Origin of the sequence: Fundidesulfovibrio putealis DSM 16056, assembly GCF_000429325.1 — a bacterium.
Classification (GTDB): Bacteria; Desulfobacterota; Desulfovibrionia; order Desulfovibrionales; family Desulfovibrionaceae; genus Fundidesulfovibrio; species Fundidesulfovibrio putealis.
Genome location: NZ_KE386886.1, coordinates 113,550 through 139,895 on the forward strand (window position 1 = coordinate 113,550; position 26,346 = coordinate 139,895).

The following is a 26,346-nucleotide window of genomic DNA, read 5'->3' on the forward strand; positions in this document are numbered from 1 at the left end:
TTCCCCGCATTCGACAGATCCCGCCTCAGGCTCAGGCCGCTGTCCGAAAGGACCCACGACATGTCCCTCGCGGAAACCATGGACCTGGAATTTCCGGGCGTCGCGGCCGAACCGTTCGCAACGGTCGGCCGGGCCATGAGGCAGGCGCGGCGCGACGGCGCTTCCGTGATCCTCATGATGGGCGCGCACGTCATCCGGGCTGGGACCCAGCGCTTCCTGATCGACCTCATGGAGCAGGGGCTCATCACCTGCCTTGCCGTCAACGGAGCCGGGGTCATCCATGACTTCGAGCTTGCGCTTGGCGGGGCCACCACAGAGAGCGTCCGGGAATACCTGCGCGACGGGCGCTTCGGCCTGTGGAACGAGACCGGGACCATAAACGACATCGTCAGCCGCGCCGCAGCGGACAACGATGGCATCGGTTCGGCCATGGGCCGCTTCATCGAAGAGGCCGGGCTCCCCCATCAGGACCTGTCGGTGCTCGCCGCCGCGCACCGCTTTGGCGTGCTCGCCACGTGCCACAGCTGCATCGGCCAGGACATCGTCCACGAGCACCCCAACTGCGACGGCGCAGCCTGGGGCAAGGCCAGCTACCTGGACTTCCTGCGCTTCGCCGCCCAGGTGGAGCGCGTGGAAGGAGGCGTCTGCCTGAACCTCGGCAGCGCGGTCATGGGGCCGGAGGTGTTCCTGAAGGCCCTGGCCATGGCCCGCAACGTGGCCGCGACCGAAGGGCGCGCCATAGACCGCTTCACCACCCTGGTCACCGATCTGGCGGACCTGCCGCCGGACTCCTCCGTCGAGCCGCCGAAGTCCGATCACCGCTACTACTTCAGGCCCTGGAAGACCCTGCTCTCGCGCAGCGTGGCCTCCGGGGGAACCAGCCACTACGCCCAGGCTCCTCATCGGGTGAGCGTGCCGCAAATCTGGGCCGCCGCGACGGGCCGCCCATGAGCGCGGACCCCTACCGCATCGACTCCCACAAGCTGCTCTTCCACCCAAGGAGAGTCGCGGACTGGCTGGAGGGCAGGCCCACCGCGCCCATCTACATGGAGATAAGCCCCAGCGGCTCCTGCAACCACCGCTGCGCCTTCTGCGGGCTGGACTTCATGGGGTACAAAAAAAGGCTGCTGCCGACGGAGCTGCTCCTCAAGCGGCAGGGCGAAATGGCGGCCCTGGGCCTTCGCAGCGTGATGTACGCCGGAGAAGGCGAACCCTTCCTCCATCCGGACATGCCCGCCATCGCCCGCTCCGCCAGGGAAGACGGCCTGGACGTGGCCTTCACCACCAACGCCTCCCGCTTCACGCGGAAAATCCTGGAAGACACGCTCCCCGCCTGCACCTGGGTCAAGGCCAGCGTCAACGCGGGGACCAGGGAAACATACGCGCGGGTGCATGGTGTGAAGCCCGCCGAGTTCACCAAAGTCCTGGAGAACCTCCGCATGGCCGCAGACATCAAGCGGCAGAGGAACCTAGACGTCACTCTCGGGCTCCAGACCATTCTGCTGCCCGAGAACGCGGCAGAGATGGAAAGCCTGGCTCTTTTCAGCCGGGAGGCCGGGCTGGACTACTTCGTGGTGAAGCCCTACTCCCAGCACCCCCAGGGCCTGTCGAAATCCTACGAGGCAGTCCGCTACGAAGAGCTCGAGGCCATGGCCGGGAAGCTGGAAGCCCTGGCCACGCCGGAGTTCTCGGTGATATTCCGCAGGGAATCCATGGCCAGGTGGAACAACGCGGACAAAAGCTATCCGCGCTGCCTGGCCACGCCGTTCTGGTCCTACCTGGATTCAGGGGGCGGCGTCTGGGGATGCAGCGTGCACCTTGGCGACGAGCGGTTCCTGCACGGCAACATCCTGAGCGAGACCATGGAGGAGATCTGGTTCGGGGAGCGCCGGGCCAGCTCCCTGAGCTTCGTGTCCCGGGAGCTGGACGCCACAGGGTGCAGGACGAACTGCCGCATGGAAATGGTCAACCGCTACCTGCACGAGCTCAGCCACCCCGGCGGCCACGTCAATTTCATCTGACATGTCCCTTCAACGGTGAGATCACGCCATGCGCAGCCTCATAGTCATACCCCGGTTCTACAATGTGTTCGGAGCCAACTACGACTTTCCGGTCGGCCTGGGCTACATCCTCGCGAGCCTCAAGACCGCCGGGCACGAGACCTTCGTGTTGAACCTGAACCAGGACCCGGCCCCCGTGGCGGAGCTGGTCGAACAGGCTCTCCTGGAATACCGGCCTGCGGCCCTGCTCACCGGCGGGCTTTCCCCGCATTTTCCCAGGATCAAGCCAATCCTGGAGACAGCCAGGAGGATTTCCCCGTCCGTGACCACCATCTGCGGGGGCGGCATCATCACGGCGGAGCCGGAACTGATGATGGAGCACCTCCCCCTGGACGTTGGGGTGATCGGCGAAGGGGAGGCCACCGTAGCCGAATTGGCGGCAGCGCTGGACAGCGGCTCGCCGCTTTCCGGCGTGGACGGCGTGATCTACCGCGACGACTCGGGAAAACCCGTGCGCAGCGCAGCGCGCGCCGCCATCAAGGACATCGACGCTATCCCCATGCCGGACTACGCCAGCCTGGACCTGCCCGCGTATTTCAAGTCCCAGGCCCAGAACGACGGCCTGATCTTCAACTACACCGAGCAGCCGCGCATGGTGCCCCTGGTGGGCAGCCGCTCCTGCCCCTACAAGTGCACGTTCTGCTTCCACCCCCTGGGACACAAATACCGCCAACGCTCCATCGACAGCCTGATGGCCGAGTCCACCCTCCTGGTGGAGCAGTACGGCGCGAACTTCCTGATGATCCAGGACGAGCTGTTCTCCACGCGCACCAACAAGGAGCGTCTGGTCGAGTTCTGCGACCGGGTGCGCAGCCTGGGCGTCAAGTGGGGGACCTCGCTGCGCGCGGACAGCGTGGACCGGGACATCCTGGCCATGTGCAAGGCCTCCGGCTGCGTGTTTCTGTCCTACGGAGTGGAGAGCGCCTCCAATGAGATTTTGCGGAGCCTGAAGAAGAAGACCACCATCGAAGAGATTGAAAACGCCCTGGAAGCCACCTACGATTCAAAGATATGCCTCGTCGGCAACATTATTTTCGGAGACCGCAGGGAAACCCCCCAGACCATCCAGGAGTCCGTGGACTGGTGGCTTTCCCACCGCAAGTACCTGCTGCGCGTCTCCTACATCGCGCCCTATCCGGGGAGCGAGCTGTACCGGCACGCCCTGCAGACCGGCGTCATCCCGGACAAGGCCTGGCTCATCCCCCAGTACCACTCCATGCGCCTGAACATGACCGGCATGGCCCATGACGAATTCTTCGGACTGGCCGACAAATGGGCTGCGCACAGCTACCGCGAAGTGCTCATTCCGGCGGAGATCACCCACGTGGAAGAGACCGGGAACGATCCGGTGAAAGGCCCCCTGCACACGCTGGAGGCCGTCTGTCCGCACTGCGGCGGCCACCCCGCATGGACAAGGCTGAACCAGCCCTGGTTCTCCATCTCCTTCGGGCACCTGACCATGGCCTGCCGGGAGTGCGGCCAGAAATTCCATACTCTGCCCCTGCCCCAGGAGCTGGCCATCCAGCAACTGCTGGATAGGCTGGACGGCAAGCCGTTCGCGGTGCTCCACCAGGAGCAGGAGTTCAATTTCCCCGCTAAGATATCCACCCGCCTCATGCGTGCGGCAACAGCCGTGGTCAGCGAGACCCCGGACACCCAGGTTCCGCCATATCTCGCTGAACGCGGGCATGGCCGCTTCACCGCTGCCGAGGCGCTGGCGGGCATGGACGTCCGGGACGTGGCCCTGCCGCTGGAAAACGGCGTCGAACCGGCGCTTCCCGTCATCAGGAGGCTTTCATCCCTGGGGCTGCGCGTGCATCCGCTGATCTGCTTCCCCGAATCGCGCCACGCCATGGCGACCATCAAGAAAGCCTACGGGGAAGCGCGGCTCGCCCAGGCAAGGAGGTATCTCGCGGTGGCCAGGAAACAGTTCCCTATTTCAGAAGAGATGGACCTGCTCTCGGTCCGGCTGGGCGACGCGGCCCGCGCCGAGCAGGGCTACCGGGACATGACGGCCCGCTGGCCGGAATACGACGCGGGCTATCTGGCCCTGGCCAGGCTGTTCATGGCGCAGGGACGTCTAGAGGAGGCGGACCGGCTGCTGCGGCTGGCCCTGGTGCGGCTTCCCGGCAACCAAGCCCTGGCGGGATTGGCCCGCGAGACGCTCGCGGCGCAGGGGGCGGGTAGGCCCGCTGCCGTGCAGGCGGGCGCGGCATGACCGCTCGCACGCTGGTGGTGGGCGGCACGCGCGGCTCCGGCCTGGCCTTCGCAAGGCTCCTGGCGGACACGGGGCGGACGGTCACGGTGCTCGGCAGGAGGCCCCCCCTGGAGGAGCTCCCGACCGGCATAGAGTACCTCCAGGCCGACCTGTCCCGCGTAGAAGAGCTGGACCGCGTCCTGAAAGACTTCACCGCGCAACGCGGCCCTGTCTCGTATCTGGCGTTTTTCCAGAGATTTCGTGGCGACGGCGACAGCTGGACCTCGGAAATCGACATCACCCTGGACAGCACCCGGCGGGTCATGGACGCCCTGGACGGCGCATTCGCCCCGGAGGGAGACAAGGCCGTCCTGCTGGTGGGCTCTCCCGCCGCGACGCTGATCGCGGGGGAACAGCCCCTGGGCTACCATGTGGCCAAGGCGGGCCTGGTCCAGATGGCCAGGTACTACGCCGTGGCCCTGGGGCGCAGGGGAATTCGGGTGAACTGCCTCTCTCCGGGGGCAGTGCTCAAGCGGGAATCCGAGGCCTTCTACCTGTCCAACCGGGAGCTGCTGGACCTCTACGCGCAGATCGTCCCCCTGGGCCGCATGGGCCACGCCGAGGAGATCGCCCGCGCGGCCCTTTTCCTGCTGAGCCCCGAATCGTCGTACATCACCGGCCAGAACATCGTCGCGGACGGCGGCCTCTCGCTCCTGTGGCAGGAAGGCCTCGCCCGCAGAATCTCCGCACTCGAACATCCCGGGGACTCCCTGGGAAACCAGAAGGGACGCACGTGAACCACGTCAGCTTCATCCGCCGCGATTGCAGGCTCTGCGGCAGCTCCAACCTGGAAGGCTGCCTGGAACTGGCCTCCACCCCCCTGGCCGACGACTACAGGTCTCCGGATATGCTGGAGATCCCCCAGCCGCTGCTCCCGCTGCGGCTCATGCTCTGCCGCGACTGCGGCTTCAGCCAGCTCGAGCACGTGGTGCCCTCCGAAGGCATCTACCGGGACTACATCTACCGCACGGCCAGCTCGCTGGGCCTGTCCAGCCACTTCGGGCGCTACGCCAGGGACGTGGCGCAACAGCTGTCCCTCGCGCCCGGGGGCCTGGCCGTGGACCTGGGCAGCAACGACGGCGCGCTGTTGGCGGCCTTCAAGGAGCTCGGCCTGCGGGTCCTTGGCTGCGAACCGGCCACAGCCATCGCGCGCGACGCGACGGAGCGGGGCCTGGAGACCTGGCCCGAGTTCTTCGGCCCGGACATCGCACGGGAGATCGTCAGCCGCAAAGGGCGGGCCAGCGTGGTCACCTGCAACAACCTCTACGCCAACATCGACGACCTCAAGTCCATGACCGCCGCCGTGCTGTCCATTCTGGAGCAGGACGGCGTCTTCGTGTTCGAGAGCTTCTACATGGGCTCGATGATGCGCAACATGGTGTTCGATTTCATCTACCACGAGCACCTCTCCTACTTCACGATCGCGCCGCTGAAGGAGTTCTTCGCGAAAAACGGCATGGAGCTCCTGGACGTCCAGCCCGTGTCCACCAAGGGCGGGTCCATCCGCTGTTTCGTGCAGCCCAAAGGAGGCAAAAGGCCGGTGTCGGCACGCGTCGATGAATTCATCCAGGCCGAAAAACGGGACGGACTCCAGACCATGGCCGCCTTCACTGACTTCGCGGCCAGGATAGACTCGGCCCGCAAGACCCTGGCGGACAAGCTCGACACGCTTGGCGGCCCCCTCGCGGCGTACGGCGCGTCCGCCACCACCACCACGCTCGCCTATCATTTCGATCTGCTGTCTCGCATCGACTACTTTGTGGACGAAAACGAGGACAAGATTGGCCTTGTGAGCCCTGGCGCGCACATCCCGGTGCTGGCCCCGGAAGCGCTCCTGGAACGCAGGCCGGAGCACGTGCTCGTCGCGGCGTGGCGCTACTGGGAACCCATCGCCAGGAAGAACGCCCGCTACCTGCGCGAGGGGGGCGCGTTCATCATCCCCCTGCCCGAGTTGCGCATCGTCACGGGAGCCGACCTGGAGGGCCTGCATGCCTGATAACGCAGCAGCCCGGCCCCGCAGACCCTTCGTGGACTTTTACGGAGAGCACGCGGTGTCCCCCGTGGCCCAGGACATCTCGGACCTGGAAAAGCACCTGCGCAGGCGCAACGCCCTGTACATGCACCTTGGCCTCCCCCCGGCCTGGGTCCGCAACCTGAGCGTCATCGAGTTCGGACCCGGCGGCGGGCACAACGCCCTGCACACCCTGAGGCTTGGCCCCAGACGCTACGTGCTGGTGGACGCCAACCCCGCAGGGCTGGCCTCGGTTCAGCAGCTGCTGGCCGCAGGCATCGAATCGGGAGTGGTGGAGATCGCCCGGAGCCTCATCGAGGAATACGACAGCGCCGAGCGCTTCGATCTGGTGCTGTGCGAGGGGGTGATCCCCGGCCAGCTCGATCCCTCGGCGTTTCTCAGGCGCGTGGCACGCTTCGCCAGGCCCGGAGGCGTGGTGGTGGCCACTTGCGCGGACAGCGTCTCCTATTGCCCGGAGATTCTGCGCAGGGTCATGGCGGACCTCATCGCGCCGCCCACGCTGCCCATGGAGCAGCGCCTGTCTGCCCTGCTCCCGGTCTTCTCGCCGCACCTGGCGACCCTGGAGGGCATGAGTAGGCCGCACGAGGACTGGATCATCGACAACCTGCTCCAGCCGCTCATCGGCAAGTACTTCTCCATCCTGGAGGCCATCGAGGCCCTGCATCCGGAGTTCGACATCCACGGATCCTCGCCGCGCTTCATCACGGACTGGCGCTGGTACAAGTCGCTGCACGCCGACCCGCCGCAGTTCAACCACGCCGCCGCCCTGGCCTGCATGGCCTCCATGCACAACTTCCTGGACCACTCCATCCTGACGGCCCCACGCGATCCGCAGAGCAACAGGCCCATGATGGAAACCTGCGACGCGATCTTCGAGGCGTACCTGGGCTTCCAGAACAGCGCCGACCCGAGCGCCGCCACCGGCATTCTCGCCCTGACCCGCACCCTCTGCGGGCACGTTTGGGAGTTTTCCGAGTCCACCGCCGGGGCCTTCGAGGACTTCGCCCGCTGGCTGGAGACATTCCTCGACACCGGCAGGAACATCGACCACGGACGGTTCGCGCCGCTGTTCGGGCGCGGGCAGCAGTACCTCTCCTTCATCCGGTGCGGGCAGTGACTCCGGGGAATATCCTGCGCCAGGCCGCACGCGCCGCAGAGCATGCGCTCTTCGTGGCCCTGGCCCTGTTGATGCGGCTTGTCCGGCCCCTGGCGTTGGTCCGCGTCGGCAAGGTCGCCACGGGGCGCATCGGCCACTTCGCGGCGGACTGTGAGCTCTACCTCTGCCAGCGCGAGCTGGGGCTCGCCCCGAAGCGGTGCATCGACCTCTTCCATCCGGAGGAGTTCGTCTCCAACCAGGCCCTGCTGGCCATGCTGCGCAGGAATATGACCATCCATCCGCTGTTCAGGAAGCTCGACGAGGCCAACCGGACCCTGCCGGGCTGGGAGCGGCACACGGTGGACATCTTCCGCAAATCGCGCGACGTGGAGTGCCTGCTCTCGCGCACCACCGCGCGCACCTCCTTCACGCAAGAAGAGGAGGCGCGGGGCCGCCAGACCCTCCGGAAGCTCGGCGTGCCGCACGACAGCCCCTTCATTGCGCTCTACGGCAGGGACAGCGCGTACCTTGCCTCCACGTTCCCCTCGTGGGACTGGAGCTACCACGACTACCGGGACATGGACGTGGCCGACTTCAAGCCCTGCGCAGCCGCGCTGGCGCAGGAAGGCTATCACGTGGTCCGCATGGGTTCGCAGGTGAAGGAGCCCCTGGAGCATGAATCGCCGAAGGTGGTCGATTACGCCACCTCCGGGCATCGCGACGAGTTCGCGGACATCTACCTGAGCGCCAAATGCCGCTTCTTCATCGGCGTGCCGGGGGGGATCGTCGCTCTGCCCATGATCCACCGGGTCCCGACGCTCTACGTGAACTTCATCCCGCTGGAATACATCCAGGCCTGGAACCCCTACGACATGTTCATCCCCAAGAAGCTCTGGTGCGAGAAAAAAGAGCGCTTGCTCACCTTCGGGGAGATTCTCGGTTCAGGGCTGGGCAGGCAGCTCATGTCCCAGGCCTACGTCGGAAACGGCGTCCGCGTCGTTAACAACACCCCGGAAGAGCTGCGCGACGCCGCCCTGGAGATGGATCAACGCATGAAGGGGAGCTGGGAGGACACGCTGGAGGATAAGGAGATGCAACGGGCTTTCTGGGGTCTCTTCAAGGCCAGCGAACTGAACGCCTGCTTCAACGCCCGCATCGCGTCGTCATTTCTGAGGGCCAACACTGAGCTTGTCCGCTAGCGTCGCGTCCCTGAAAAACAGGATCATGTTCTTCAGGGACAAGCTTATTCTCGACGCCTTATCCGCACAGCACCTGCGCGTTCATGGCGAGTCCGCGACATTAAGACGGCCTGTCCTTTTGCCATGCTTCGACCGCAACTTCCGCCCTGTCCAGGGCGGCGTGGAAATCCGCCGGGGAAAGAACCGACAGGCTCACGTAGGGCGTTTGCAGCGTCTCGGCCAGCCGCGCCTGCACCGTAGCCTCGTTCTCGTTGTTCACGGCAAGCAGGACCAGGGACCTGCCCCCGCGCTGCCTGAGCCAGTCCAGGGGAAGGATGGGAACTGCGCCGTACGGCATGAACTTGCCCTGGCGTTGCGGCTGGTCGTCGATGACTGCTTCCACCAGTCCGGCGAGGTCGAAGCCTCCCAGGAGGGTGGCTCCCCGGCATCCCGCGCCGTAGAGGGCCACGGCGGCGCCCTTCTCCTTGGCGCGCGCCAGCAGCGCCTTGAGGCGCGCCGCGTAGAGCGCGGCCCTTGTGCCGAACTGCCTGGCCAGGGCAACGCTTTCCGGGTCGGAGTACGAGGCGTGAGCGCTGCCTGAGCCGCTGCCGGACGACAACACGTCTGCACGGCCCAGAGCTTCTCCGGACTCGTGGCCGGGTGTGGTGCTGTTTTTCCTGGCCAGCACGGTCAGGGCCGTGCCGCTGAAATTGAAATTGCGTTCCTCGACCAACCCGAAGCCGTTGGCCTCCAGCAGGGCGCGCAGCGTGCGCCGGGTGAAGTACGTGATGTGCTCCTCCCACATGCAGCTGGCGTCCCCCATGCTAAAAGCCGGTTCGGAGTCCGGCACGTCCAGCAGCAGCTCGGCTCCCGGCTCCAGCAGGGAGGCCACGCAGGCGAGAAAGGCGTGGGGGTCCTCCACGTGCTCCAGCACCTGGCGCGCCGCCACGGCTTTGAAAAGGCCATGCGTGCCAACCAGCGTCCGGCAGAGCTTTGCATCGAGCATGCTCCGGTACACCCGGTGCCCGCGCCGCTCCGCTTCGTTCGCTGCAACGGGGTTGGGCTCCACCCCCACCAGATCCGCGCACCCGCGCCGCCTCAGTTCGTCCAGGAACAGGCCATCGTTGCAGGCAATCTCAACAACCGGCCCCGCCATGGCACCGGTCGAGAGCATGGCCGCCTCATCCGCGCCGTGTGGCTGAGGCTTCCAGGAACTGAAGCAGTAGTTGTAGTCCAGGTAGAGCTTTTCGGGCGGGACAGGGTCCAGTATCTGGGAGAGGCCGCAATCCAGGCAGACGTGCAGCGCCAGGGGATGCACCAGGGCCACGGGCTCCTCCGGGCTGGAGAGAAGGGCGTGCGCCACGGGCAACCGCCCCAGGTCCAGGACTTCCTCGAAACGCTCCCCCCGGCACAATCTGCATGTTTTCACGCGGCCCCCCGCTCCTTGATACTTGTGATGAGTTGCCCGACGAACGCCTTCGCCCCGGCCTCGTCGTCCGCGCCTGGAGCCCAAGCCGGAACGACCATGTTCCCGGCGCGGAACGGACCGGTGACGGCTTCCTGAAACACGAACACGTCCGATTCAAAAATAAGGCTGTGGCAGACGCCAGCCGGAATCCGGCAGGAGAACGCCCGCCCCGTGCCCGGCTCGCCCAGAGGCAAAACGTCCGAGACCCCGCCCTGCCCGTCGAACACCACAAGGCTGGCCGCCCCGGAGACCACCTGCAGCGACTCGTCCTTGTCCACATGGAAATGGGGCGGCACGTACACGTCCGCCAGGTGCGCGATGAGCATCCCGTGCAGCAGGCTCTCCGGGCCGGGATGAAAACAGACCCGGCACCGGCCCGACCCGTTGGCCCTGGCCTGCTCCACCAGAAAGTCCACCATGCGCCCGTCCGCCGCGCCAAGGCCGCTTTCGGCGTAATAGACCTGCGGGTTCACCATCCTGAGGTTCACGGCGCTCCTCACACGAAGGCCAGATGGTCCCGGTCGGCTTCCAGGAACTCCAGCACGAGGCTGTTCTTGCCGTTGGCCACGCAGTGGTGCGAGCAATGGCGTGAGGGGTCTATCGTGAAGAACTTGTCCTTCCCGTCCATCCAGAAGTCCCGGAAACGCCTCTCCCTGATGGAGCCCAGAAGTCCGCAGCCGAGGTTGTAGGCCTTGTCCTGGCAGGAATAGACGTTCAGGTCCGCCCCGACCACGGTGAGCAACTGCAGGTACGGACACCACGTGTAGGGTTTGGTGAACTTCTCGTCCAGCAGGTGGTAGCTGTCGAATATCTCGAAATCCGGCCCGGCCAGCTCGTTTTTGGCGCGCTCGGCCTGGAGCTTCACCTCGGTGAGGATGGGGGCGTGGTAGGCGTTGTTCTCTGCCGCGTCGTTGCTGATGATGCAGGGGCCGTACTTCACGGAATCCACCCCCACGTCCCGCAGCCTAGCGGTCAGGTCGTAAATATAGGGCGCGTTGTCCTTGTCGATCACCAGGCTCACCCCCAGGAAACAGGAGCCCCCGAGGCGCTTGAAGGCCTCCATGTTCGCGAGCACCTTAGCGAACTCGTTGCGGCCCACCCCCCGGTAGGCCGCGTAGCTGTCCGCGTCCCAGCCGTCCATGGAGACCCGCAGCCACGACCCATGTTCGGCGAGGGCCTCGGCGGCTTCGCCGCGCAGCAGCGCGCCGTTGGTCAGGGAGGCGGTCTTCACGCCCCCGGCGGCCAGCCCGCGCACGCACTCCGCCAGATGGGGCCAGCAGAAGGGGTCGCCCCCTCCGGAAAAGGTCACGGCCTTGACCCCCATGCTGGTAAAGTCTTCGACCAGTTCCAGCATCTTCCCGCGCGAGACCGTGGCCCTGGGGTCCATGTCCTGGCCCAGTTGCAGGTTCGCCGCGCGGTAGGCGCAGTAGCGGCAGTTGTGGGAGCAGACGTTGGTCGGCTTGAACCGTATGTGCAGGGGCGCGTGGACCTGACCTGATTCGCGCGGCAACGCCCCCACTACGTCGGGAAAATGGAAGGCCTTGAGTTTCGTGTATTTGATGGCCATGGCAACCTTACTCGAAGTAGATGAATTCGTAATCGCCGCGATATCCGCTCTGGCCGAAGAACCATACCCAGTCCTCCGGGGCCATGAACGTCTCGCAGGTCAATGCCCAGCACTGGAGGTTGGTCAGCTCCGCCTCGTCGCGGAAACTCTCCAGCACCACATACCCGTCCCGCGCGACCCGCGACAATTCGCCGAGCGCGCCGTGCGCCGTGCGCGGGGGGAGGTTGAAAAGCGTCATGACCGACAGGGCCAGGTCGAACTCCCCGTCCCGGTACGGCAGCGGCTGGGCGGCGTCGTGCAGGCGCAGCGAGTCCCTGATCTCCGGCTTGGCGTTTTCCAGGGCGTAGGACGAGACGTCCAGACCGGCCAGGCGCGCCCCCGGCAGCAGGAGGCTCAATTCGTAGAGCAGGTAGCCCTTGCCGCACCCCACGTCGAGCACGCCGGAACCGACGTGGAGCCCGTAGCGCTCCACCAGCGCCCTGGCCACGGGAGCCCAGCGGCCATCGTAGGAGTGGCCGCCGTACCCGAAGCGGCGGTCGCCGTCCCAGTAGTCCTGCCCGTAGCGCTTGGCCACGCGCATGCACTCGGGCTTTTCTGGAGACATGCGCTCCAGATAGTTGCGCCGGGTGCGGGTGTGCAGCGGGGTGACGATGGAGACCAGTTCGCCCATCAGGACCTCCTGGCGCGCGGGCCGGACAGTAGCGCCCGGGCCGCTTCCGCCGCGCGGGCGGGCGTAAGCCCGAAATGCTCCAGCAGCTCGTCCTGGGAGCCGTAATGCCCGGACGGCTCGTCGGGAAGCCCCATGCGATGAAGCGCGGGGGGAATGAACTGCGCTTCGGCCAGGAGCTCCGCCACCGCCCCGCCCAGACCGCCCGAGAGAACGCCTTCCTCGATTGAGACCACGGCCCGCGCCCGGCTGGCCGCGTCGAGGATGGCCTCCCGGTCCAGGGGTTTCACCGTGTGGCAGTGCAGCACGGTTGCGCTCACGCCGCCGCCCGCCAGCATGTCCGCCGCGTCCAGGGCGATGCGCGCGGCGATCCCGGTGGTGACGAAGAGGACCTCGCCGCCCTCGCGCAGCATGCTGGCCTTGCCGTACTGCGCAGGAGCGGCCAGCGTGCTGACGACCCTGTCCCCCCCCTTGGCCAGGCGGATGTAGACTGGCCCGTCCTGGTCGAGTGTCTGGGGCATGAGGGCGCGCATCTGCTGCGCGTCGCACGGCGCCAGGATGCTGAGCCCCGGCAGGGAGCGCAGGCTGGACAGGTCCTCCACGGCCATGTGCGTGGGGCCGAGGGGGGAATAGACGAGCCCGCCCCCGCTGCCGATCAGGCGGACCTTGGCCTTGTGCAGGCAGAGGTCCAGGTAGATCTGCTCGAAGGCGCGCCGCGCCAGGAAGACCCCTATGGTGTTGAGGTAGACGACGCGCCCCTCCATGGCCAGCCCGGCGGCCATGCCCAGCAAGGCCTGCTCGCTTATGCCTTCCATCAGGAACCGCCCGGGCATCTCGGCGCGCATGGCGTCCAGGGACCCCGCGCCCAGGTCGGAGCCGATGAACATGACGCGCTCGTCGGCCTTGGCCAGCTCATGAACCATTTCCAGGCAGGCCTTACGCATGACATTTCTCCATGGCCTCGGCGAGGGACGCGCACTGCTGGTCGTCGAGCCTGCTCTTGTGGTGCCAGGCGGGGTTGTTCTCCGCCGGGGGGATGCCGCAGCCCTTCACAGTGCGGCAGATGAGTGCACTGGGGCGTCCGGCGTCGAACGGCAGGGCGGCGAAGGCGCTCTCCAGGGCGGGGACGTCGTGTCCGTCCACCTCGCGGACGCGGAACCCGAAGGCTTCCCACTTGGCGGCCAGCGGCTCCAGCGGGCAGACCTCCTCCACCGGGCCGTAGGACTGCTGGGAATTGGCGTCCACCACCACGCAGAGGTTGGAGAGCCCATGCTTGGCGGCGTGCAGCGCGGCCTCCCACACGGAGCCCTCCTGGCATTCGCCGTCCCCCATCACCACGAAAACCCGCTGGGAAAGACCGGCCAGCCTGGCGTGAAGCGCCATGCCCAGCCCAAGGGGCAGGCCGTGCCCCAGGCTGCCGGTGTAGGCCTCCACGCCTGGCACCTTGGGATCGGGGTGGCCTCCGAGAATCCCGTCGAAGCGGCAGAAACGCTCAAGCTCGCTCTTGGGGAAGAATCCTTTGTCCGCAAGAAGCACGAACAGCGCCAGGCAGCCGTGCCCCTTGGACAGGATCATCCTGTCGCGTCCCGCCCACCTGGGCAGGGCCGGGTCGTAACGCAGCACGCCGTCGTAGAGCACGCGCAGGATCTCCATCAGCGACAAAGACGGTCCCACGTGCCCCCTTCCCGCACAGGCCAGCGTGCCCAGCAGCACGCGACGCAGTTCCAGGGAGCGGGCATCCAGGCGGATTGGTTCGGCGCTCACTCGAAGTCTCCTTCAGATATCCCCTGGCGGGCCAGGGCGAGCATGTTCCTGGCCGCGTCCAGGCGGACGGCGGCGATGCCGGGGTCCGCGTGATGGCCGGGCAGGAACGGATTGAGCATGATGGCGCACCAGGCAAGGGCAGCCACCGGGTATAGCGCGGCGAGCCTGCCCGCCAGGCCGGGATCGCCCTGCGCGTAGAGGCGCACGGTCCGCTTCACGAAATCCGTCCGCTGGGCGGGGCGCATGCGGTTTCCGGGGTGCAGCAGCACGTCGCACAGCATCTTGGCCGGGTCGTCGCGCCCGAAATATTCGAAGTCGAGAAAACAGACTGACCCGTCCGTCCTGACCAGGGCGTTATGAAATCCCAGGTCCGACGGGCTGAGCGTCCAGGGTCCGGCGACCGGCTCGCCCTGCGCGAACGCCTTCAGGGCGGGGACCAGCTCGGCGCGCACGAACCGGAGCATGTCTCCGTGGTCGCTCCGCTCGGCCTCGACCTCCAGCAGTGCCTGGAACCTCAGGGCTGTGCCGCGCGAGAGCGGCCCCCAGCCGGGGCAGGCGTCGGGACAGTCCTCCCAGGCCTCCCCGGTCTCCCGCAGGACCGAAGCGGACGCCGGAGGCAGGCAGGCCGCGCCCTCCAGACGCGAATAGCCCCGGAGCCTCTCCAGGAAGGCGAGCATCTCGTCCAGGTGCGCCTCTCCCGGCTGGTGCACGGGCTCACCGAGGACGTACTCATAGATGCCGACCTGGGCCTCGTCGTCCCTGGCCACCGGCCTGGGCACTGCCGTCTCGCCGCGCGCCTCCAGGAAGCCCAGGGCGGAAAACTCCACATCCAGGCGGCTTCGGCCTTCCGCAGTGGGCGCGGGATACACCTTGGCCGCCAGCCGTTCCCCTCCGGCAAGGGACAGCAGGAAGACGCGGCTGTTGCCGCCGTTTCCCGCCGCTGCAACAGACGCGCCGGATAGCCCCAGGCGGGTAAGCGCCATCAGAAGGTTGGATTCTGCCCGGTCAGCCGACACCATACGTCTCTCCAGGAGCCCGCCCGGCCAACCCCTGCCGGGGTGATGACCGTGCCGGTTTGGTCATACAAAATCCGGGCCACTCCTTCCGGAAAGCATTCGTGACCCAACACTTCAGGAAGGTCGTCAAGAAAGTGGGTGGGGTTGAGGGCTGCAATGCGCGCGAGCTTCTCCTGCCGGGTCTGCTCGAAAAAAACGCTGCCTGGGTCCAGCGGACCGCCAGGATGCAGGAGGTTCTTCGCCTCCAGGCAGGTCATGGCCGCCTCCCGCAGGTCCACATGCCCGAACGGGTGGTGGGCGTGCCGGGTCTTGTGGCTCACCACCGCCAGCCGCGCCCCGGACGCCGCGAGCGCCTCCAGGCACTGCCTGGCCTGGGGAGCCACCTCGGCCTCCTGGATACGCTCGCCGTAGACCTCGGCCTGGAGTTCGCGCCAGAGGCTCTCGCCATCGGGAAGCGCCCGCACCACGCGGCGGACAGCGTTCTTGTCCGCCGCCACATCCGGGGAGACGAGCCCCTTTTCCAGCGCCAGGGTCCGGAAAAGGCTGCCGTACAGGATGAGCGTGTTGTCCAGGTCCGAGGCCAGAAACAGAGGGAGCATGCCTTGTCAACCGTTCCTTTTTGAGGGTAGTTGATGCTGCATAAAAATGCAGACCGAACAAACATTTCGCGGCCGGGTCGTCGCAGTCGTCACCGCCAGGGGGGGCTCCAAGGGCGTGCCCGGGAAAAATCTGCGCCTCCTGCGGGGCAGGCCGCTCATAGACTGGACCGTGGCGGCGGCGCTCGGGAGCGCCTCCCTCGCCCGGACCATCGTCTCCACCGACTGTGAAGCCATCGCCGGCGCGGCGCGTGAAGCCGGGGCGGAGGTTCCCTTCATACGCCCGCCGCACCTGGCCACGGACACGGCCACCCAGCTGGAGGTGATCCGCCATGCCCTGGGCTGGCTGGCCGGACATGGTGAGTGCCCCGAATACGTGCTCACGCTCCAACCCACCTCCCCGCTACGCACCTCGCAGGACATCGACGCCGCCGTAGGGCTGGCCCTGTCGCACCGGGCGCGGGCCGTGGTCGGAGTCGCCCCGGTCCAGCATCACCCAAGCCTCATGCGCACCCTCGGTCCAGACGGCGGCCTGAGCCCCTATCTGGCCGACCCGGCGCACAACTCCAGACGCCAGGACCACGAGGCGCTGTATGCGATCAACGGAGCCATCTACGTGAACCGCTGCGCGGACCTGCTCGAGTCCGGCCAGTTCAGCCCGGCTGGCGCGCTGGCGTACGTGATGCCTGCGGAACGCTCTATAGACATTGACGAAGCCTGGCAATTCCAGGTGGCCGAAGCACTTCTGACCGGAGTCGCGCCATGACCGCCTCCACCGTGGACTTGCGCCGCGTCGGTGAACCCGGCCAGCCCTGCCTGATCATCGCGGAGGCGGGCGTCAACCACAACGGCGACATGGCCCTGGCCCTGAAGCTGGTGGACGCCGCCCGCCAGGCAGGCGCGGACGCGGTCAAGTTCCAGACTTTCAAGGCCTCGCTTTTGGCCTCGCGCAGTGCCCCCAAGGCAGCCTACCAGCTGCGCTCCACGGACGCTGGCGAGTCCCAGCAGGCCATGCTCGAGCGCCTCCAACTCTCCCGCGCGGACCACCTGCCGCTCATGGAGCGCTGCCACGCAGCCGGGATGGCCTTCCTGTCCTCGCCCTTCGACCTGGAAAGCCTCGCCCTGCTCGATTCGCTGGGCCTACCCGCCCTCAAGATACCCTCCGGCGAGATCACTAATCCGGAATTTCTCAAAGCCGCCGCCCGGCTGGGCAAACCCATCATCCTCTCCACCGGCATGTCCTGGCTGGGGGAGGTAGAGGCTGCCGTCCGGGCCATCGAGGACGCAGGAAACCCGCCACTGGTGCTGCTGCATTGCGTCAGCGCCTACCCATCCGACCCCGCCGACTCCAACCTGCGGGCCATGGAGACCCTGGCCAGGGCTTTCGGCAAGCCGGTGGGCTGGTCGGACCACACCATGGGCATCGAGACGTCCCTGGCCGCTGTGGCGCTCGGAGCCTGCGTGGTGGAAAAGCATTTCACGCTGGACTGCTCCATGCCCGGCCCGGACCACAGGGCCTCGCTCGAACCCGACGGACTGGCCGCCCTGGTGCGGGGGGTGCGCATCGTGGAGTCCGCGTTGGGCGACGGCCTCAAACGCCCGGCCCGGTCCGAGGCCGACACGGCCCGCGTGGCCCGCAAAAGCCTTACCGCCGCCCGGGACATCCGCGCGGGAGAGGCGCTGTCCGGGGCCATGGTGCTGGTCAGGCGTCCAGGCGACGGCTTGTCGCCCTCCTCCCTGGAGCTTCTGCTTGGCCGCCGCGCCGCCCAGGACATCCCGGAGGGGAGCCTCCTCAGCCTGGACCACTTCACCAAGCCATGAGGGCCATCGGCGTCCTTACCGGAGCGCGGGCCGACTACTCCATCTACCGCCCCATCCTGGCCGCAATGGCTGCGGACCCAAGGCTTCGCCCCCTGCTTTTCGTCACCGGAATGCACCTCTCCCCCGAGCACGGCATGACCGTCTCCGAGATCGAGGCGGACGGGTACGCCATCGCCGAGAGGATCGAATGCCTGCAAGGCTCGGATTCGCCCGGCGCGGTCGCCCAGGCCATGGGGCGCGCCCTCTCGGGCATGGCCCGAGCGCTTGAGCGCCACCGGCCAGACCTGCTTCTTGTGCTGGGGGACCGCTTCGAGATGTTCGCCGGGGCCTCGGCGGCGGTGCCGCTGTCCATCCCCCTGGCCCACGTCCACGGCGGCGAGGTGACCTACGGGGCCATGGACGAGAGCTTCCGCCACGCTATCACCAAGCTCTCCCACCTGCATTTTGCCAGCACCGCACGCTACGCCGAGCGCATCCTCCAGATGGGCGAGGAGCCCTGGCGGATCAAGGCTTGCGGCGCGCCTGCGCTGGACGGCCTGCTGTCCATGGAGCTTCCCGGAGCGGACGAGCTCTCCGCCGAGATCGGGTTCGACTGCCGCCGCCCGTTCCTGCTGGTCACATTTCATCCCGCCACCCGCGACCCTCAAGATGCGGCGTCCCAGGCCGATATGTTTTTCAGCGCCCTGGCCCAGGCCAGGCTCCCCGTGCTGGCGACCGCGCCCAACGCCGACCCCGGCGGACGCGCGGCCCGGCGCGCCCTGGAGAAATTCGCCACGGACAACCCCGACGTCATGATCATCGACCACCTGGGGGCCAGGCGATACGCCGCCTGCATGCGCTGCGCCGCAGCCATGGCCGGGAACTCCTCCAGCGGGATTATCGAGGCGGCCTCGTTCGAGCTGCCCGTGGTAAACGTCGGCTCGCGCCAGGAGGGCAGGATCAGGGCAGCCAACGTGCTGGACGCGCCGCTTGAGCCCACGGCCATGAGCAGCGCCTTGTCGCGAGCCCTGGCCCCGGAGTTCCGCGCCAGCCTCAAAGGACTGGTAAATCCCTACGGCCAGGGGAAGGCCTCGGCGACCATAGTGGAAACCCTGGCTACGGTCGATCTCGGTCCGGGGCTTCTGCGCAAACTGTTTCACGACCTGCACCAGGGAGACCACAACCAGTGAAGCCGATCCTGCTGACCAAAACCACCCTCTGGTGCCGCGCGGCCTCGGAGTTTTTCCTGGCCCTGCGCCCCGACGCCATGGTGTTCGCGGGGGAAAACGGCGACCCCATGCCCGAGGCGTTGCGCGAGACGTCCATGATCGTCTCCTTCCTGAGCCCCTGGATCGTGCCAGCCAGTGCGCTGGAGGCCTGCGCCGGACCTGCCGTGAATTTCCACCCCGCACCGCCGGAGTATCCCGGCATCGGCTGCTACAACTTCGCCCTGTACGACGCCGCCCCGCTCTACGGAGCCACCTGCCACCACATGTCCCCTGTGCCCGACACGGGAAGGCTCGTGGCGGTGCGCCGCTTCCCCATGTACCCGACGGACACCGTGAGCCTGCTGAAAGAGCGCACCATGGTGCACCTTCTGGCCCTGTTCTACGAAATCGCCGCCCTGCTGGCCCAGGGCGCGCCCCTGCCCGAGTGCGCCGAGACCTGGACGCGCAAGCCCTACCTGCGCCGCGAGTTGGACGAACTGGGCCGCGTCACCCCGGACATGTATCCGGACGAGATCAGACGCCGGGTCGCGGCCATGCGCTTCCCCGGCGCGCCGGGAGCCTTCCTGGAGCTGGCCGGGGTGCGCTTCGAGGCCGCCGGTTGAGGCCGGGCTATCGCCAATTTCCCAAACAATCCGAACACACAGGCAGTCATGTCGACCCATCGCCTCATTCACATGTTTCATCCCGGCAACGCACTCGGAGCCATGTGCTCTGTGGAGAGGCTGGCCCGACAGGCGGGCGCGACCCCTGGCCCGGCTCCCACCGTGCTGCTCCATTTTCCCTTCGTGCCCACGTCCCAGCTGGAAATCATGGCGGACATCATCGCCGCCCTCACCGCGTCCAAGGGCTGGGCGCGGCCGAGGATTCTCCAGGCAGACGAGATGAACGCCATCCTCGGCGCGCAGGGAGCGGAGTCCCCGCAGGCGGCCGAGCGCCTGCGCGACTGGCTGGGCGGCCCCCCCCCCCAGGAGATCCACTACGTGCACACCGTGGTGGCCAAGGCGGCGGAACTCTCCATGAGGGCCTACCCGGAAGCCAGGAGAGTCTCCTTCGGAGACGCCCTGGGCATCCTGCACAACGATGGCTACCACCTGGCCCAGTACGCCGGGCTCTCCCTGGCCGAGCGCGAGGCCGCCGGACGCGCCCACGCGCGCCTCACCGCGACCGGAGCGCTTCCCCAGGCCACAACCGTGGCCTGCCTGCTCCCCTCGGACCAGAAAGGCGACTTCGTGCCGGGCAAGGAACTTCTGGTCGTTCCCAGGGACATGGCCCGCGCCATCATCGACGGCAGTGCGGAAGAACTGGCGGAACTCCAAGCGTACTCCCAGGCCTTGCTGGAGCGCCTGCCCGCTCCCAGGTTTCTCTTCCTGACGGAAAACATCGTGGAGGCCAGCTACTCCACCTTCGAGAACGCAGTGGCCCTTCAGGAGGAGATGATCAGGCGGCACGCGCCTCCCGGTTCGTCCATCATCATCAAGGCCCATCCCCTGAGCACCCTGGATGTGCATGGAGAGCTGGCTCGGCGTCTGGCCGGGGACTATTCGGCCGAGGTGCTGGACGAGGTGGCCGGGCGGTACCCGGTGGAGTTCATGAAAAGCCTGGTGGAGGCCTGCCAGCCCCTGTGCTGGTCCTACGGCACGCTCAGCCTGTCCTATCTGTACGGAAAGACGCCGCTGCACGTCATCGACGACGGCCTGATCCGGCGCTACATGGACCCGGCCCGCTGGGAATCCATGCGCAACTCCATGCGCCTGATCCTCGAGCCCCTGGACAACCTCCGCACGTGGGACGGCGCGAGCCCGCTGTGGTCGGGAACGTATGAGACGCCGGAGACCGGGCAGCAATAGCCACCCAGCCAGTTTCCCCGGCTCGCCGGAAAGCGGCGCGGGTGCGCCCCCTGCCGCTGGCGGAGCGGGGCATGGGCGCAAAGCCCCGGTGCTACACGGCGTAGATTGAGGTCTTGATGAAGTCCGGGTGGGCGGCGATGAATTCTGCCACCCTGGCAAGCCCCTGCTCCAGGCTCACCGTGGGCCGCCAGTTCAGCTTTTCCCCGGCCAGGGTGTTGTCGCATACCAGGGTGAGCACCTCGCTGGCCTGGGGGCGCACGCGCGACGGGTCCAGGCGCACCGGCTTGCCGCAACCCAGCAGACGCAGGACCGCTTCCACGATGTCCCCTATGCTGGACACGCTGCCGCCGCCCACGTTGATGATCTCTCCCAGGCAGTCGGCGGTGGCCGCCGCCAGAAAACCCGCCACGGTATCCTCCACGAAGGTCATGTCGCGGATGGGGTCCAGGGAGCCCAGGCGGATTTCCGGTTCGAAAAGTGCCTGGCTGATGATGGTCGGGATGACCGCCCTGGCCGACTGGCGGGGGCCGTAGGCGTTGAAGGGGCGCACGGTGACCACGGGAAGCCCGAACGAGCGGTGGTAGCTTTCCGCGAGCTTGTCCGCCGCGATCTTGCTGGCCGAATACGGGGATTGCCCCTGCAGGGGGTGCGCTTCGTTTATCGGCGTGTACAGCGCGGTTCCGTACACCTCGGAGGTGGAGGTGTGGACCACCCGCTCCACCCCGTGGACGCGCGCCGCCTCGAAGATGTTGCAGCTGCCTTCGATGTTGGTCCTGATGTAGCTCTTGGGGGCGGCGTAGGAGTACGGTATGCCTATCAAGGCCGCCAGATGGAAGACGATCTCCTTGCCCTTCACCTGGCGGTGCACGAAATCCTGGTCCTCCACATTGCCGGCAACCACCGTGAGCCCCGCCCTGGCGTCTTTCGGGAGGAATTCCAGGTTTCCCCACCCGCTCTGGGAGCTGTAGCGGATCATGGCCGTCACTTCCGCCCCGGAGGCGATCAGCGCCTGGCACAGATGGCTTCCGATGAAGCCACCGGCCCCGGTCAGCAGGATTTTCTTGCCGGAAAGACTGGAGGTCGATGCGTGATCGTTCATTGGTTTCATCCGGAGCAAGTGTTTGTGGGAATCAATCGGAGGAGTTCACTTCCCCTGATATATTTACCATATGCTTCGTCGGGTGTCGAACCACGAGGACGGCCTGGATCAGGACTAACTCCCGGCGACGGAAATCTGACGGGGCACGCCCCGGCCAGCGCCCCTGGCGCGCAGTCGCGCCGTCTGCAACCGGGATAGGGTACCCTCGCAATCATGGAGTATTTATTGCATTAATTCCGGCGCAGTCGGCGCGCTGCCCTCGATTGACAGCCCGACAAACACTCTGGTAGCCCTAGGACACTAAAATGTTTAGTCATCCGCCAACTTCCGCAAAGGACAGAATGGATCTCGCCCGTTTCCTCCTGCCGGAAAACAGCTCCCTCCTGGACGCCATGAAGGCCATCGACGGCAACACCCAGGAGGTGGTTTTCGCCCACGACGCGCAGGGCCGGGTAAGCGGCCTCATCACCGACGGCGACATCCGCCGGGGACTCATCCGCGGGCTGGGCCTTGACGCCCCCGTCCAGGAAGTGATGACCAGGGACTTCCACAAGGTCGCGCCCGGAACCGGCCGGGCGTTGGTCCTCGACCTCATGCGGGCCATCCAGATTCGCCACGTCCCGGTGATCGGCGCGGACGGCAGCCTGTGCGGAATCCACTTCCTGCGCGACCTCCTGGGGGTCCAGGAGCGCAGCAACGTCGCCGTCATCATGGCCGGAGGCAAGGGCGTGCGCCTGCGACCGATCACCCGGAACCTCCCCAAGCCGCTGGTCCAGGTCGCCGGACGCCCCATCATCGAAAGGCTGGTGCTCCATCTGGTAAGCCACGGCATCAGGAAGATTTATCTTTCGATCAACTATCTGGGCTCGATGATTCAGGACCATTTCCAGAATGGAAACCGCTTCGGGTGCTCCATCGAGTACCTCGTGGAGGAGCGCGAACTCGGCACCGGCGGCGCTCTCGCGCTGCTGCCAGAGCGGCCTGCGCACCCTCTCCTGGTACTCAACGGCGACCTGCTCACCCAGGCCGACATCGGACGCCTGCTGGACTTTCACCAGGACCAGCAGGTGAAGGCCACCCTGGCCGTCACCGGCTACCGGCACGTGGTGCCCTACGGCGTGGCCGACGTGAAAAACGGCAGGCTCGAGCGGCTGGTGGAGAAGCCCAGCCTGGACTTCCAGGTGAACTCGGGGATCTACGTGCTGGACCCCTCGCTCATCGACATGATCGAACCCGGCGTGGATTACCCCATGACCAGGCTGATCGACGCGTGCCTGGAAAAGTCGCTTGGCGTGGGCGTGTTCCCGCTCGAGGACGAATGGCGCGACATCGGGAGCTTCAACGAACTTTTCGCCGCCAGGACGGGTGAGTGAGCATGACCATCGACAGCATCCTGGAGCGGATCGAGCGAGTGCTCGCCGGGTTCCCGAGGCCGGTGGCCCTGCACGAACCCCTCCTGGGAGAGGCGGAGCGGGAGGCCGTGGCCCGATGCGTGGAATCCGGCTGGGTCTCCTACCTCGGCCCGGATGTGGAGCGCCTGGAGCGGCGGCTGGAGGAAATACACGGGGGCGGCCACGCCGTGGCCACGGCCAGCGGGACGGCTGCCCTGCACCTGGCCCTGGTCCTGGTCGGCGTCCAGCCGGGCGACGAAGTCCTCATGCCACCCCTCACCTTCGCGGCCACGGCGAACGCCGCCGTGTACGCAGGAGCGACGCCCCATTTCGTGGACATCGAGCCCCGCTCGCTCGGCGCATGCCCCGAACGGCTGGAGCGCCATCTGGCCCGGACCGTCGAGACCGTCTCCGGACAGGCGCGCAACAAGGCCACGGGCAGGCGCGTTGCGGCCCTGGTGGCCGTGCACGTGTTCGGCCATCCGGCCATGACCAAGGAATTGGAAGATGTGTGCCGACGCTTCGGTATCATCCTGGTTGAGGACGCGGCGGAGTCCCTGGGCAGTCTTCAGGACGGCGTCCCGGTGGGGCGGCGCGGCGCGGCCTCGGCCCTGAGCTTCAACGGCAACAAGATCGTCACGGCGGGGGGCGGCGGCGCGCTCCTGTGCCCCGACGCAAAATCCGCCGCCCTGGCGCGCCACCTGGCCACCACGGCCAAGGCCCCGCACCCCTGGAAGCTCGGGCATGACCGCCTGGGCTTCAACTACCGCATGCCCAACCTCAACGCGTCCCTGGCCCTGGCCCAGCTCGGCCGCCTGGACGAATTCCTGGCCCGCAAGCGGACCCTGGCCTCCCGCTACGCCGAGGCCTTCGCCGGTCTCGAAGGAGCGCGCGTCCTGGCCGAACCGCCCGGCTCGCGCAGCAACTACTGGCTGAACACGATCCTCCTGGAGGACAGCCTGCTTCCGGTACGGGACGAGCTTTTCGGGAAGATCCGCGAGGCCGGGATACTGATCCGCCCCGCCTGGGAGCTCGTAAGCTCCCTGCCCCACTTCGCCCATTGCCCCCGCTCCGGCCTGGAGGTCAGCCAGGACATGCAGCCGCGAGTGGTCAACCTGCCGAGCAGCGCGGCACTGGCCTGAGGCCGACAAAGCGAGCCCGCCATGATCGAAGCCCTGTACGTCGAGACGTCGTCCCTGTGCAATCTGTCCTGCGTCTATTGCTACCGGACAGGGCGGGACTACTCCTCCAAGAACCGCAACATGCCGCTTGGCCTGTTCAAGAAGATCGTCGCAGACTGCGTTCGGGAACGCGAAGCCCTGTTCAGCGAGAGAAAACCGGACATTTTCCTGCACAGCTACGGCGAACCGACCCTGAACCCCCACCTTGAGGAGATGGTCGCCACGGCCTGCGGCGCGCAGATCTTCGGCCAGATACGCTTCGTCTCCAATCTCCTGGCGCTCGCCCCGGAAAGGTACCGTGCATTTTTCGATGCGGGTTTGACCGGCCTGTACTTCTCCCTGGACAGCCTGGACCCCGGCCATGTCAGCGCGACAAGGCGGGGCACCGACCTGCAGCGACTGCTCGAATCCGTCACGGTCCTGGCCGGTGACTACGCGGACAAGCTGTGCCCGATATCGGTGCTGACCACCGTCAACAAGGACGAACTGCCCCGTGTGGGAGAGTTCCTGCACGGGCTTGGCATGCGCACCTGGAACATCCAACTGCTCAACACGCGAAAAGGACGCTTCGGGCTGGACAGGGACGTCGTGTCCCGCCTGAAAGACGAACTCCTGCGCAGATTCTCCGGGATGACCATCAATTTCGAGGAAGAGTCGATCATGGCCTGCCGCCAGCCCTTCACCACGCTGGAGATCAACGCCATGGGGTATCTGACCCCGTGCTGCTCCATGACCAACCACGACGTGACCCACTTCGGCAACGTGGCTGAGGCCAGCCTGGCCGAACTCTGCTTCGGCGAAGCCTACGTGGCGTTCCGGGAAGAGTTCAGGACGCGCCAGCCCAAGGCCTGCGCGAACTGCCCCTACTATCTGGCCCGCGCGGCCAGCCCTTCGTAATAGCTCAGCATCTTCTCTCTGGTCCTCGCCCTGTCGAAAAGCAGGGGCGCTTTCTCCATGTTGGTCCGGGCCATGCGGTCGACCAGGGCGTCGTCGTTCATGGCGCGCACCAGGGCGTCCGCGATTTCATCCGGATAGAGGTTGCGCGCGAACAGGATGTTCTCCTCGTCCAGGTGGGCGGTGATGGGCGCAAGGGGCGAGACCACGGGCACGGTCCCCATGGCCATGGCCTCGGCCAACACGTTGGGCATCCCGTCGGACAGGGTCGGGGCGAGCATCACCCGGGACGAAGCCAGGGATTGCAGCAATTCGGGCCTGTCTATGCGCCCTTCCAGGGTGCAGTTGCGGCGTATCCCGTCGGGCAGTGCCGCGAACCACAGGCGGATGTCCTCCTGGCTCATGGCGGTCATGCGTACGGTGCAGGGCGCGATGCGCTCCCAGCACAGCTTCAGGGCCTCGAACACCGGATAGGCCGTGGACTGGGCGCAGTTGTAGGCCTTGGGCCAGAGAATCCTGCGCTCCCTCCTGGAGGGCGCATCCCGGACGAGCCCGCGCAGTTCGGCTGCGTCCACTCCCCCCGTGGCCAGCACCGGCCCCACCGGTGCGGTTCGGGCTTCGGTCAGGCCGAGCGAGCGGGCCACCTCGATGTTGTAGGCGTTGTCGCTGAAATAGCCGTCGCAGGTGTGCAGGATTTCCAGGATGCGGGGGCGGTGTTCGTCCAGGAGGCGGTCCATGGTCAGGTCTGGCCCCCAGTCCTGGACCACCCACTTGCCCACAGGCCCCGCTACGAAGTTCTTGCGCACATGAAGCAGGAAATACGAGGCGTAGCGGATGCCGATCGTCTGGATGACGTCGGGTTTCCACTCGGCGAGTATCCTGCCCAGCCACCGTCCGGCGATGTTGCCCTGGCCCAGCGTGCCGAAACGGGCGACAAAACGGCGCAACTCCTGCCCCGCGCAGTTCCCCGGATAGAGGTTGACGCGACTGCCGGGCGTGATCCCCGGTACGGGCGGGCACTGGCTGACGTAGGTGGTCACGGGCCAGTCGTCGGGCGGGGAGCCCGTGGGCATGGAGAACAGCCTGACATCGAAACCGGACCCCTTGAAGAGGTCGATCCAGTTGCGGGCGTGCGAGCTTTCGCCGCGACCGATGAAGAGAATGCGGGGAGGCGCGCCGCCTGCGCTGCTGGCCGTCATGCGCG

General features: G+C 66.8%; 25 protein-coding genes. 15 read left to right on the forward strand and 10 right to left on the reverse strand.

Annotation, left to right across the window (positions count from 1 at the left end):
* The first annotated feature begins 60 nt into the window (after positions 1–60).
* Genes G453_RS0120660 through G453_RS0120690 form a run of 7 tightly spaced genes read left to right on the forward strand, consistent with a single transcriptional unit; the run spans position 61 to position 8,644 of the window.
* A complete protein-coding gene (locus tag G453_RS0120660) occupies positions 61–951 on the forward strand; it encodes a hypothetical protein (RefSeq protein WP_235731825.1) in 891 nt (296 codons plus the stop codon).
* Positions 948–2,021 carry a radical SAM protein gene (locus G453_RS0120665; RefSeq protein WP_027192567.1) on the forward strand — a complete coding sequence of 358 codons (1,074 nt, stop codon included), beginning with the start codon at positions 948–950 and terminating at the stop codon, positions 2,019–2,021. The genes G453_RS0120660 and G453_RS0120665 overlap by 4 nt, the downstream gene beginning before the upstream one ends.
* Positions 2,022–2,049: 28 nt before the next feature.
* On the forward strand, positions 2,050–4,278 hold the full coding sequence (locus tag G453_RS0120670) for a B12-binding domain-containing radical SAM protein (RefSeq protein WP_027192568.1): 2,229 nt from the start codon (positions 2,050–2,052) through the stop codon (positions 4,276–4,278).
* A complete protein-coding gene (locus tag G453_RS25630) occupies positions 4,275–5,054 on the forward strand; it encodes an SDR family NAD(P)-dependent oxidoreductase (RefSeq protein WP_051272702.1) in 780 nt (259 codons plus the stop codon). Before G453_RS0120670 ends, G453_RS25630 begins: the two co-directional genes overlap by 4 nt.
* A complete protein-coding gene (locus G453_RS0120680; protein ID WP_027192569.1) occupies positions 5,051–6,313 on the forward strand; it encodes a class I SAM-dependent methyltransferase in 1,263 nt (420 codons plus the stop codon). The genes G453_RS25630 and G453_RS0120680 overlap by 4 nt, the downstream gene beginning before the upstream one ends.
* Positions 6,306–7,466 (forward strand): class I SAM-dependent methyltransferase, encoded by a 1,161-nt coding sequence (locus G453_RS25635; protein WP_051272704.1) that lies wholly within the window; start codon positions 6,306–6,308, stop codon positions 7,464–7,466. The genes G453_RS0120680 and G453_RS25635 overlap by 8 nt, the downstream gene beginning before the upstream one ends.
* Entirely contained in the window at positions 7,463–8,644 is a 1,182-nt protein-coding gene (locus G453_RS0120690; RefSeq protein WP_027192570.1) for a TIGR04372 family glycosyltransferase, read from the forward strand. The genes G453_RS25635 and G453_RS0120690 overlap by 4 nt, the downstream gene beginning before the upstream one ends.
* A gap of 100 nt (positions 8,645–8,744) precedes the next feature.
* On the opposite strand, the gene G453_RS0120695 is transcribed toward G453_RS0120690, so the two are convergent.
* From G453_RS0120695 to G453_RS0120730, 8 genes are read right to left on the reverse strand one after another with little or no spacing between them, the layout of a single operon-like run.
* Positions 8,745–10,052: a class I SAM-dependent methyltransferase gene (locus tag G453_RS0120695; protein ID WP_156921043.1), complete on the reverse strand. Its 1,308-nt coding sequence runs from the start codon at positions 10,050–10,052 to the stop codon at positions 8,745–8,747.
* Entirely contained in the window at positions 10,049–10,579 is a 531-nt protein-coding gene (locus G453_RS25640) for a WbuC family cupin fold metalloprotein (protein WP_156921044.1), read from the reverse strand. Before G453_RS25640 ends, G453_RS0120695 begins: the two co-directional genes overlap by 4 nt.
* Positions 10,580–10,587: 8 nt before the next feature.
* The gene (locus tag G453_RS0120705; RefSeq protein ID WP_027192572.1) at positions 10,588–11,658 is read right to left on the reverse strand and encodes a radical SAM protein; all 1,071 of its coding nucleotides are present in this window, start codon (positions 11,656–11,658) and stop codon (positions 10,588–10,590) included.
* 7 nt (positions 11,659–11,665) lie between these two features.
* A complete protein-coding gene (locus tag G453_RS0120710; RefSeq protein ID WP_027192573.1) occupies positions 11,666–12,328 on the reverse strand; it encodes a class I SAM-dependent methyltransferase in 663 nt (220 codons plus the stop codon).
* A complete protein-coding gene (locus G453_RS0120715; RefSeq protein WP_027192574.1) occupies positions 12,328–13,269 on the reverse strand; it encodes a transketolase family protein in 942 nt (313 codons plus the stop codon). The genes G453_RS0120710 and G453_RS0120715 overlap by 1 nt, the downstream gene beginning before the upstream one ends.
* Positions 13,262–14,089, reverse strand: coding sequence for a transketolase (locus G453_RS0120720; protein WP_043646992.1), 828 nt, complete (start codon positions 14,087–14,089; stop codon positions 13,262–13,264). The genes G453_RS0120715 and G453_RS0120720 overlap by 8 nt, the downstream gene beginning before the upstream one ends.
* On the reverse strand, positions 14,086–15,108 hold the full coding sequence (locus G453_RS0120725; RefSeq protein WP_027192576.1) for a phosphotransferase: 1,023 nt from the start codon (positions 15,106–15,108) through the stop codon (positions 14,086–14,088). Before G453_RS0120725 ends, G453_RS0120720 begins: the two co-directional genes overlap by 4 nt.
* Positions 15,072–15,704, reverse strand: a complete 633-nt coding sequence (locus tag G453_RS0120730; RefSeq protein WP_027192577.1) for an HAD family hydrolase — start codon at positions 15,702–15,704, stop codon at positions 15,072–15,074. Before G453_RS0120730 ends, G453_RS0120725 begins: the two co-directional genes overlap by 37 nt.
* Before the next feature lie 46 nt (positions 15,705–15,750).
* Here G453_RS0120730 and G453_RS0120735 point away from each other — a divergent pair, with 46 nt between their 5' ends.
* The 5 genes from G453_RS0120735 to G453_RS0120755 are packed head-to-tail and all read left to right on the forward strand — an operon-like array spanning position 15,751 to position 20,577.
* Entirely contained in the window at positions 15,751–16,467 is a 717-nt protein-coding gene (locus G453_RS0120735) for an acylneuraminate cytidylyltransferase family protein (protein WP_027192578.1), read from the forward strand.
* Positions 16,464–17,522, forward strand: coding sequence for an N-acetylneuraminate synthase (gene neuB, locus G453_RS0120740; protein ID WP_027192579.1), 1,059 nt, complete (start codon positions 16,464–16,466; stop codon positions 17,520–17,522). Before G453_RS0120735 ends, neuB begins: the two co-directional genes overlap by 4 nt.
* Entirely contained in the window at positions 17,519–18,691 is a 1,173-nt protein-coding gene (gene neuC / locus G453_RS0120745) for a UDP-N-acetylglucosamine 2-epimerase (protein ID WP_027192580.1), read from the forward strand. Before neuB ends, neuC begins: the two co-directional genes overlap by 4 nt.
* Positions 18,688–19,332: a formyltransferase family protein gene (locus tag G453_RS26840; RefSeq protein ID WP_051272707.1), complete on the forward strand. Its 645-nt coding sequence runs from the start codon at positions 18,688–18,690 to the stop codon at positions 19,330–19,332. Before neuC ends, G453_RS26840 begins: the two co-directional genes overlap by 4 nt.
* Positions 19,333–19,380: 48 nt before the next feature.
* Positions 19,381–20,577: a hypothetical protein gene (locus G453_RS0120755; protein ID WP_156921045.1), complete on the forward strand. Its 1,197-nt coding sequence runs from the start codon at positions 19,381–19,383 to the stop codon at positions 20,575–20,577.
* Between the two features lie 91 nt (positions 20,578–20,668).
* Here the strand turns inward: G453_RS0120755 and G453_RS0120760 are convergent, their stop codons facing one another.
* A complete protein-coding gene (locus tag G453_RS0120760; protein WP_027192582.1) occupies positions 20,669–21,676 on the reverse strand; it encodes a GDP-mannose 4,6-dehydratase in 1,008 nt (335 codons plus the stop codon).
* A 341-nt stretch (positions 21,677–22,017) separates the two neighbouring features.
* Here G453_RS0120760 and G453_RS0120765 point away from each other — a divergent pair, with 341 nt between their 5' ends.
* The 3 genes from G453_RS0120765 to G453_RS0120775 are packed head-to-tail and all read left to right on the forward strand — an operon-like array spanning position 22,018 to position 25,145.
* Entirely contained in the window at positions 22,018–23,049 is a 1,032-nt protein-coding gene (locus tag G453_RS0120765) for a nucleotidyltransferase family protein (RefSeq protein ID WP_027192583.1), read from the forward strand.
* 2 nt (positions 23,050–23,051) lie between these two features.
* A complete protein-coding gene (locus G453_RS0120770) occupies positions 23,052–24,209 on the forward strand; it encodes a LegC family aminotransferase (protein ID WP_043646995.1) in 1,158 nt (385 codons plus the stop codon).
* A 21-nt stretch (positions 24,210–24,230) separates the two neighbouring features.
* The gene (locus tag G453_RS0120775; protein WP_027192585.1) at positions 24,231–25,145 is read left to right on the forward strand and encodes a radical SAM protein; all 915 of its coding nucleotides are present in this window, start codon (positions 24,231–24,233) and stop codon (positions 25,143–25,145) included.
* On the opposite strand, the gene G453_RS0120780 is transcribed toward G453_RS0120775, so the two are convergent.
* The gene (locus tag G453_RS0120780) at positions 25,115–26,341 is read right to left on the reverse strand and encodes a glycosyltransferase family 4 protein (protein WP_027192586.1); all 1,227 of its coding nucleotides are present in this window, start codon (positions 26,339–26,341) and stop codon (positions 25,115–25,117) included. The two genes, G453_RS0120775 and G453_RS0120780, sit on opposite strands and share 31 nt — an antisense overlap.
* Between the last annotated feature and the right edge of the window lie 5 nt (positions 26,342–26,346).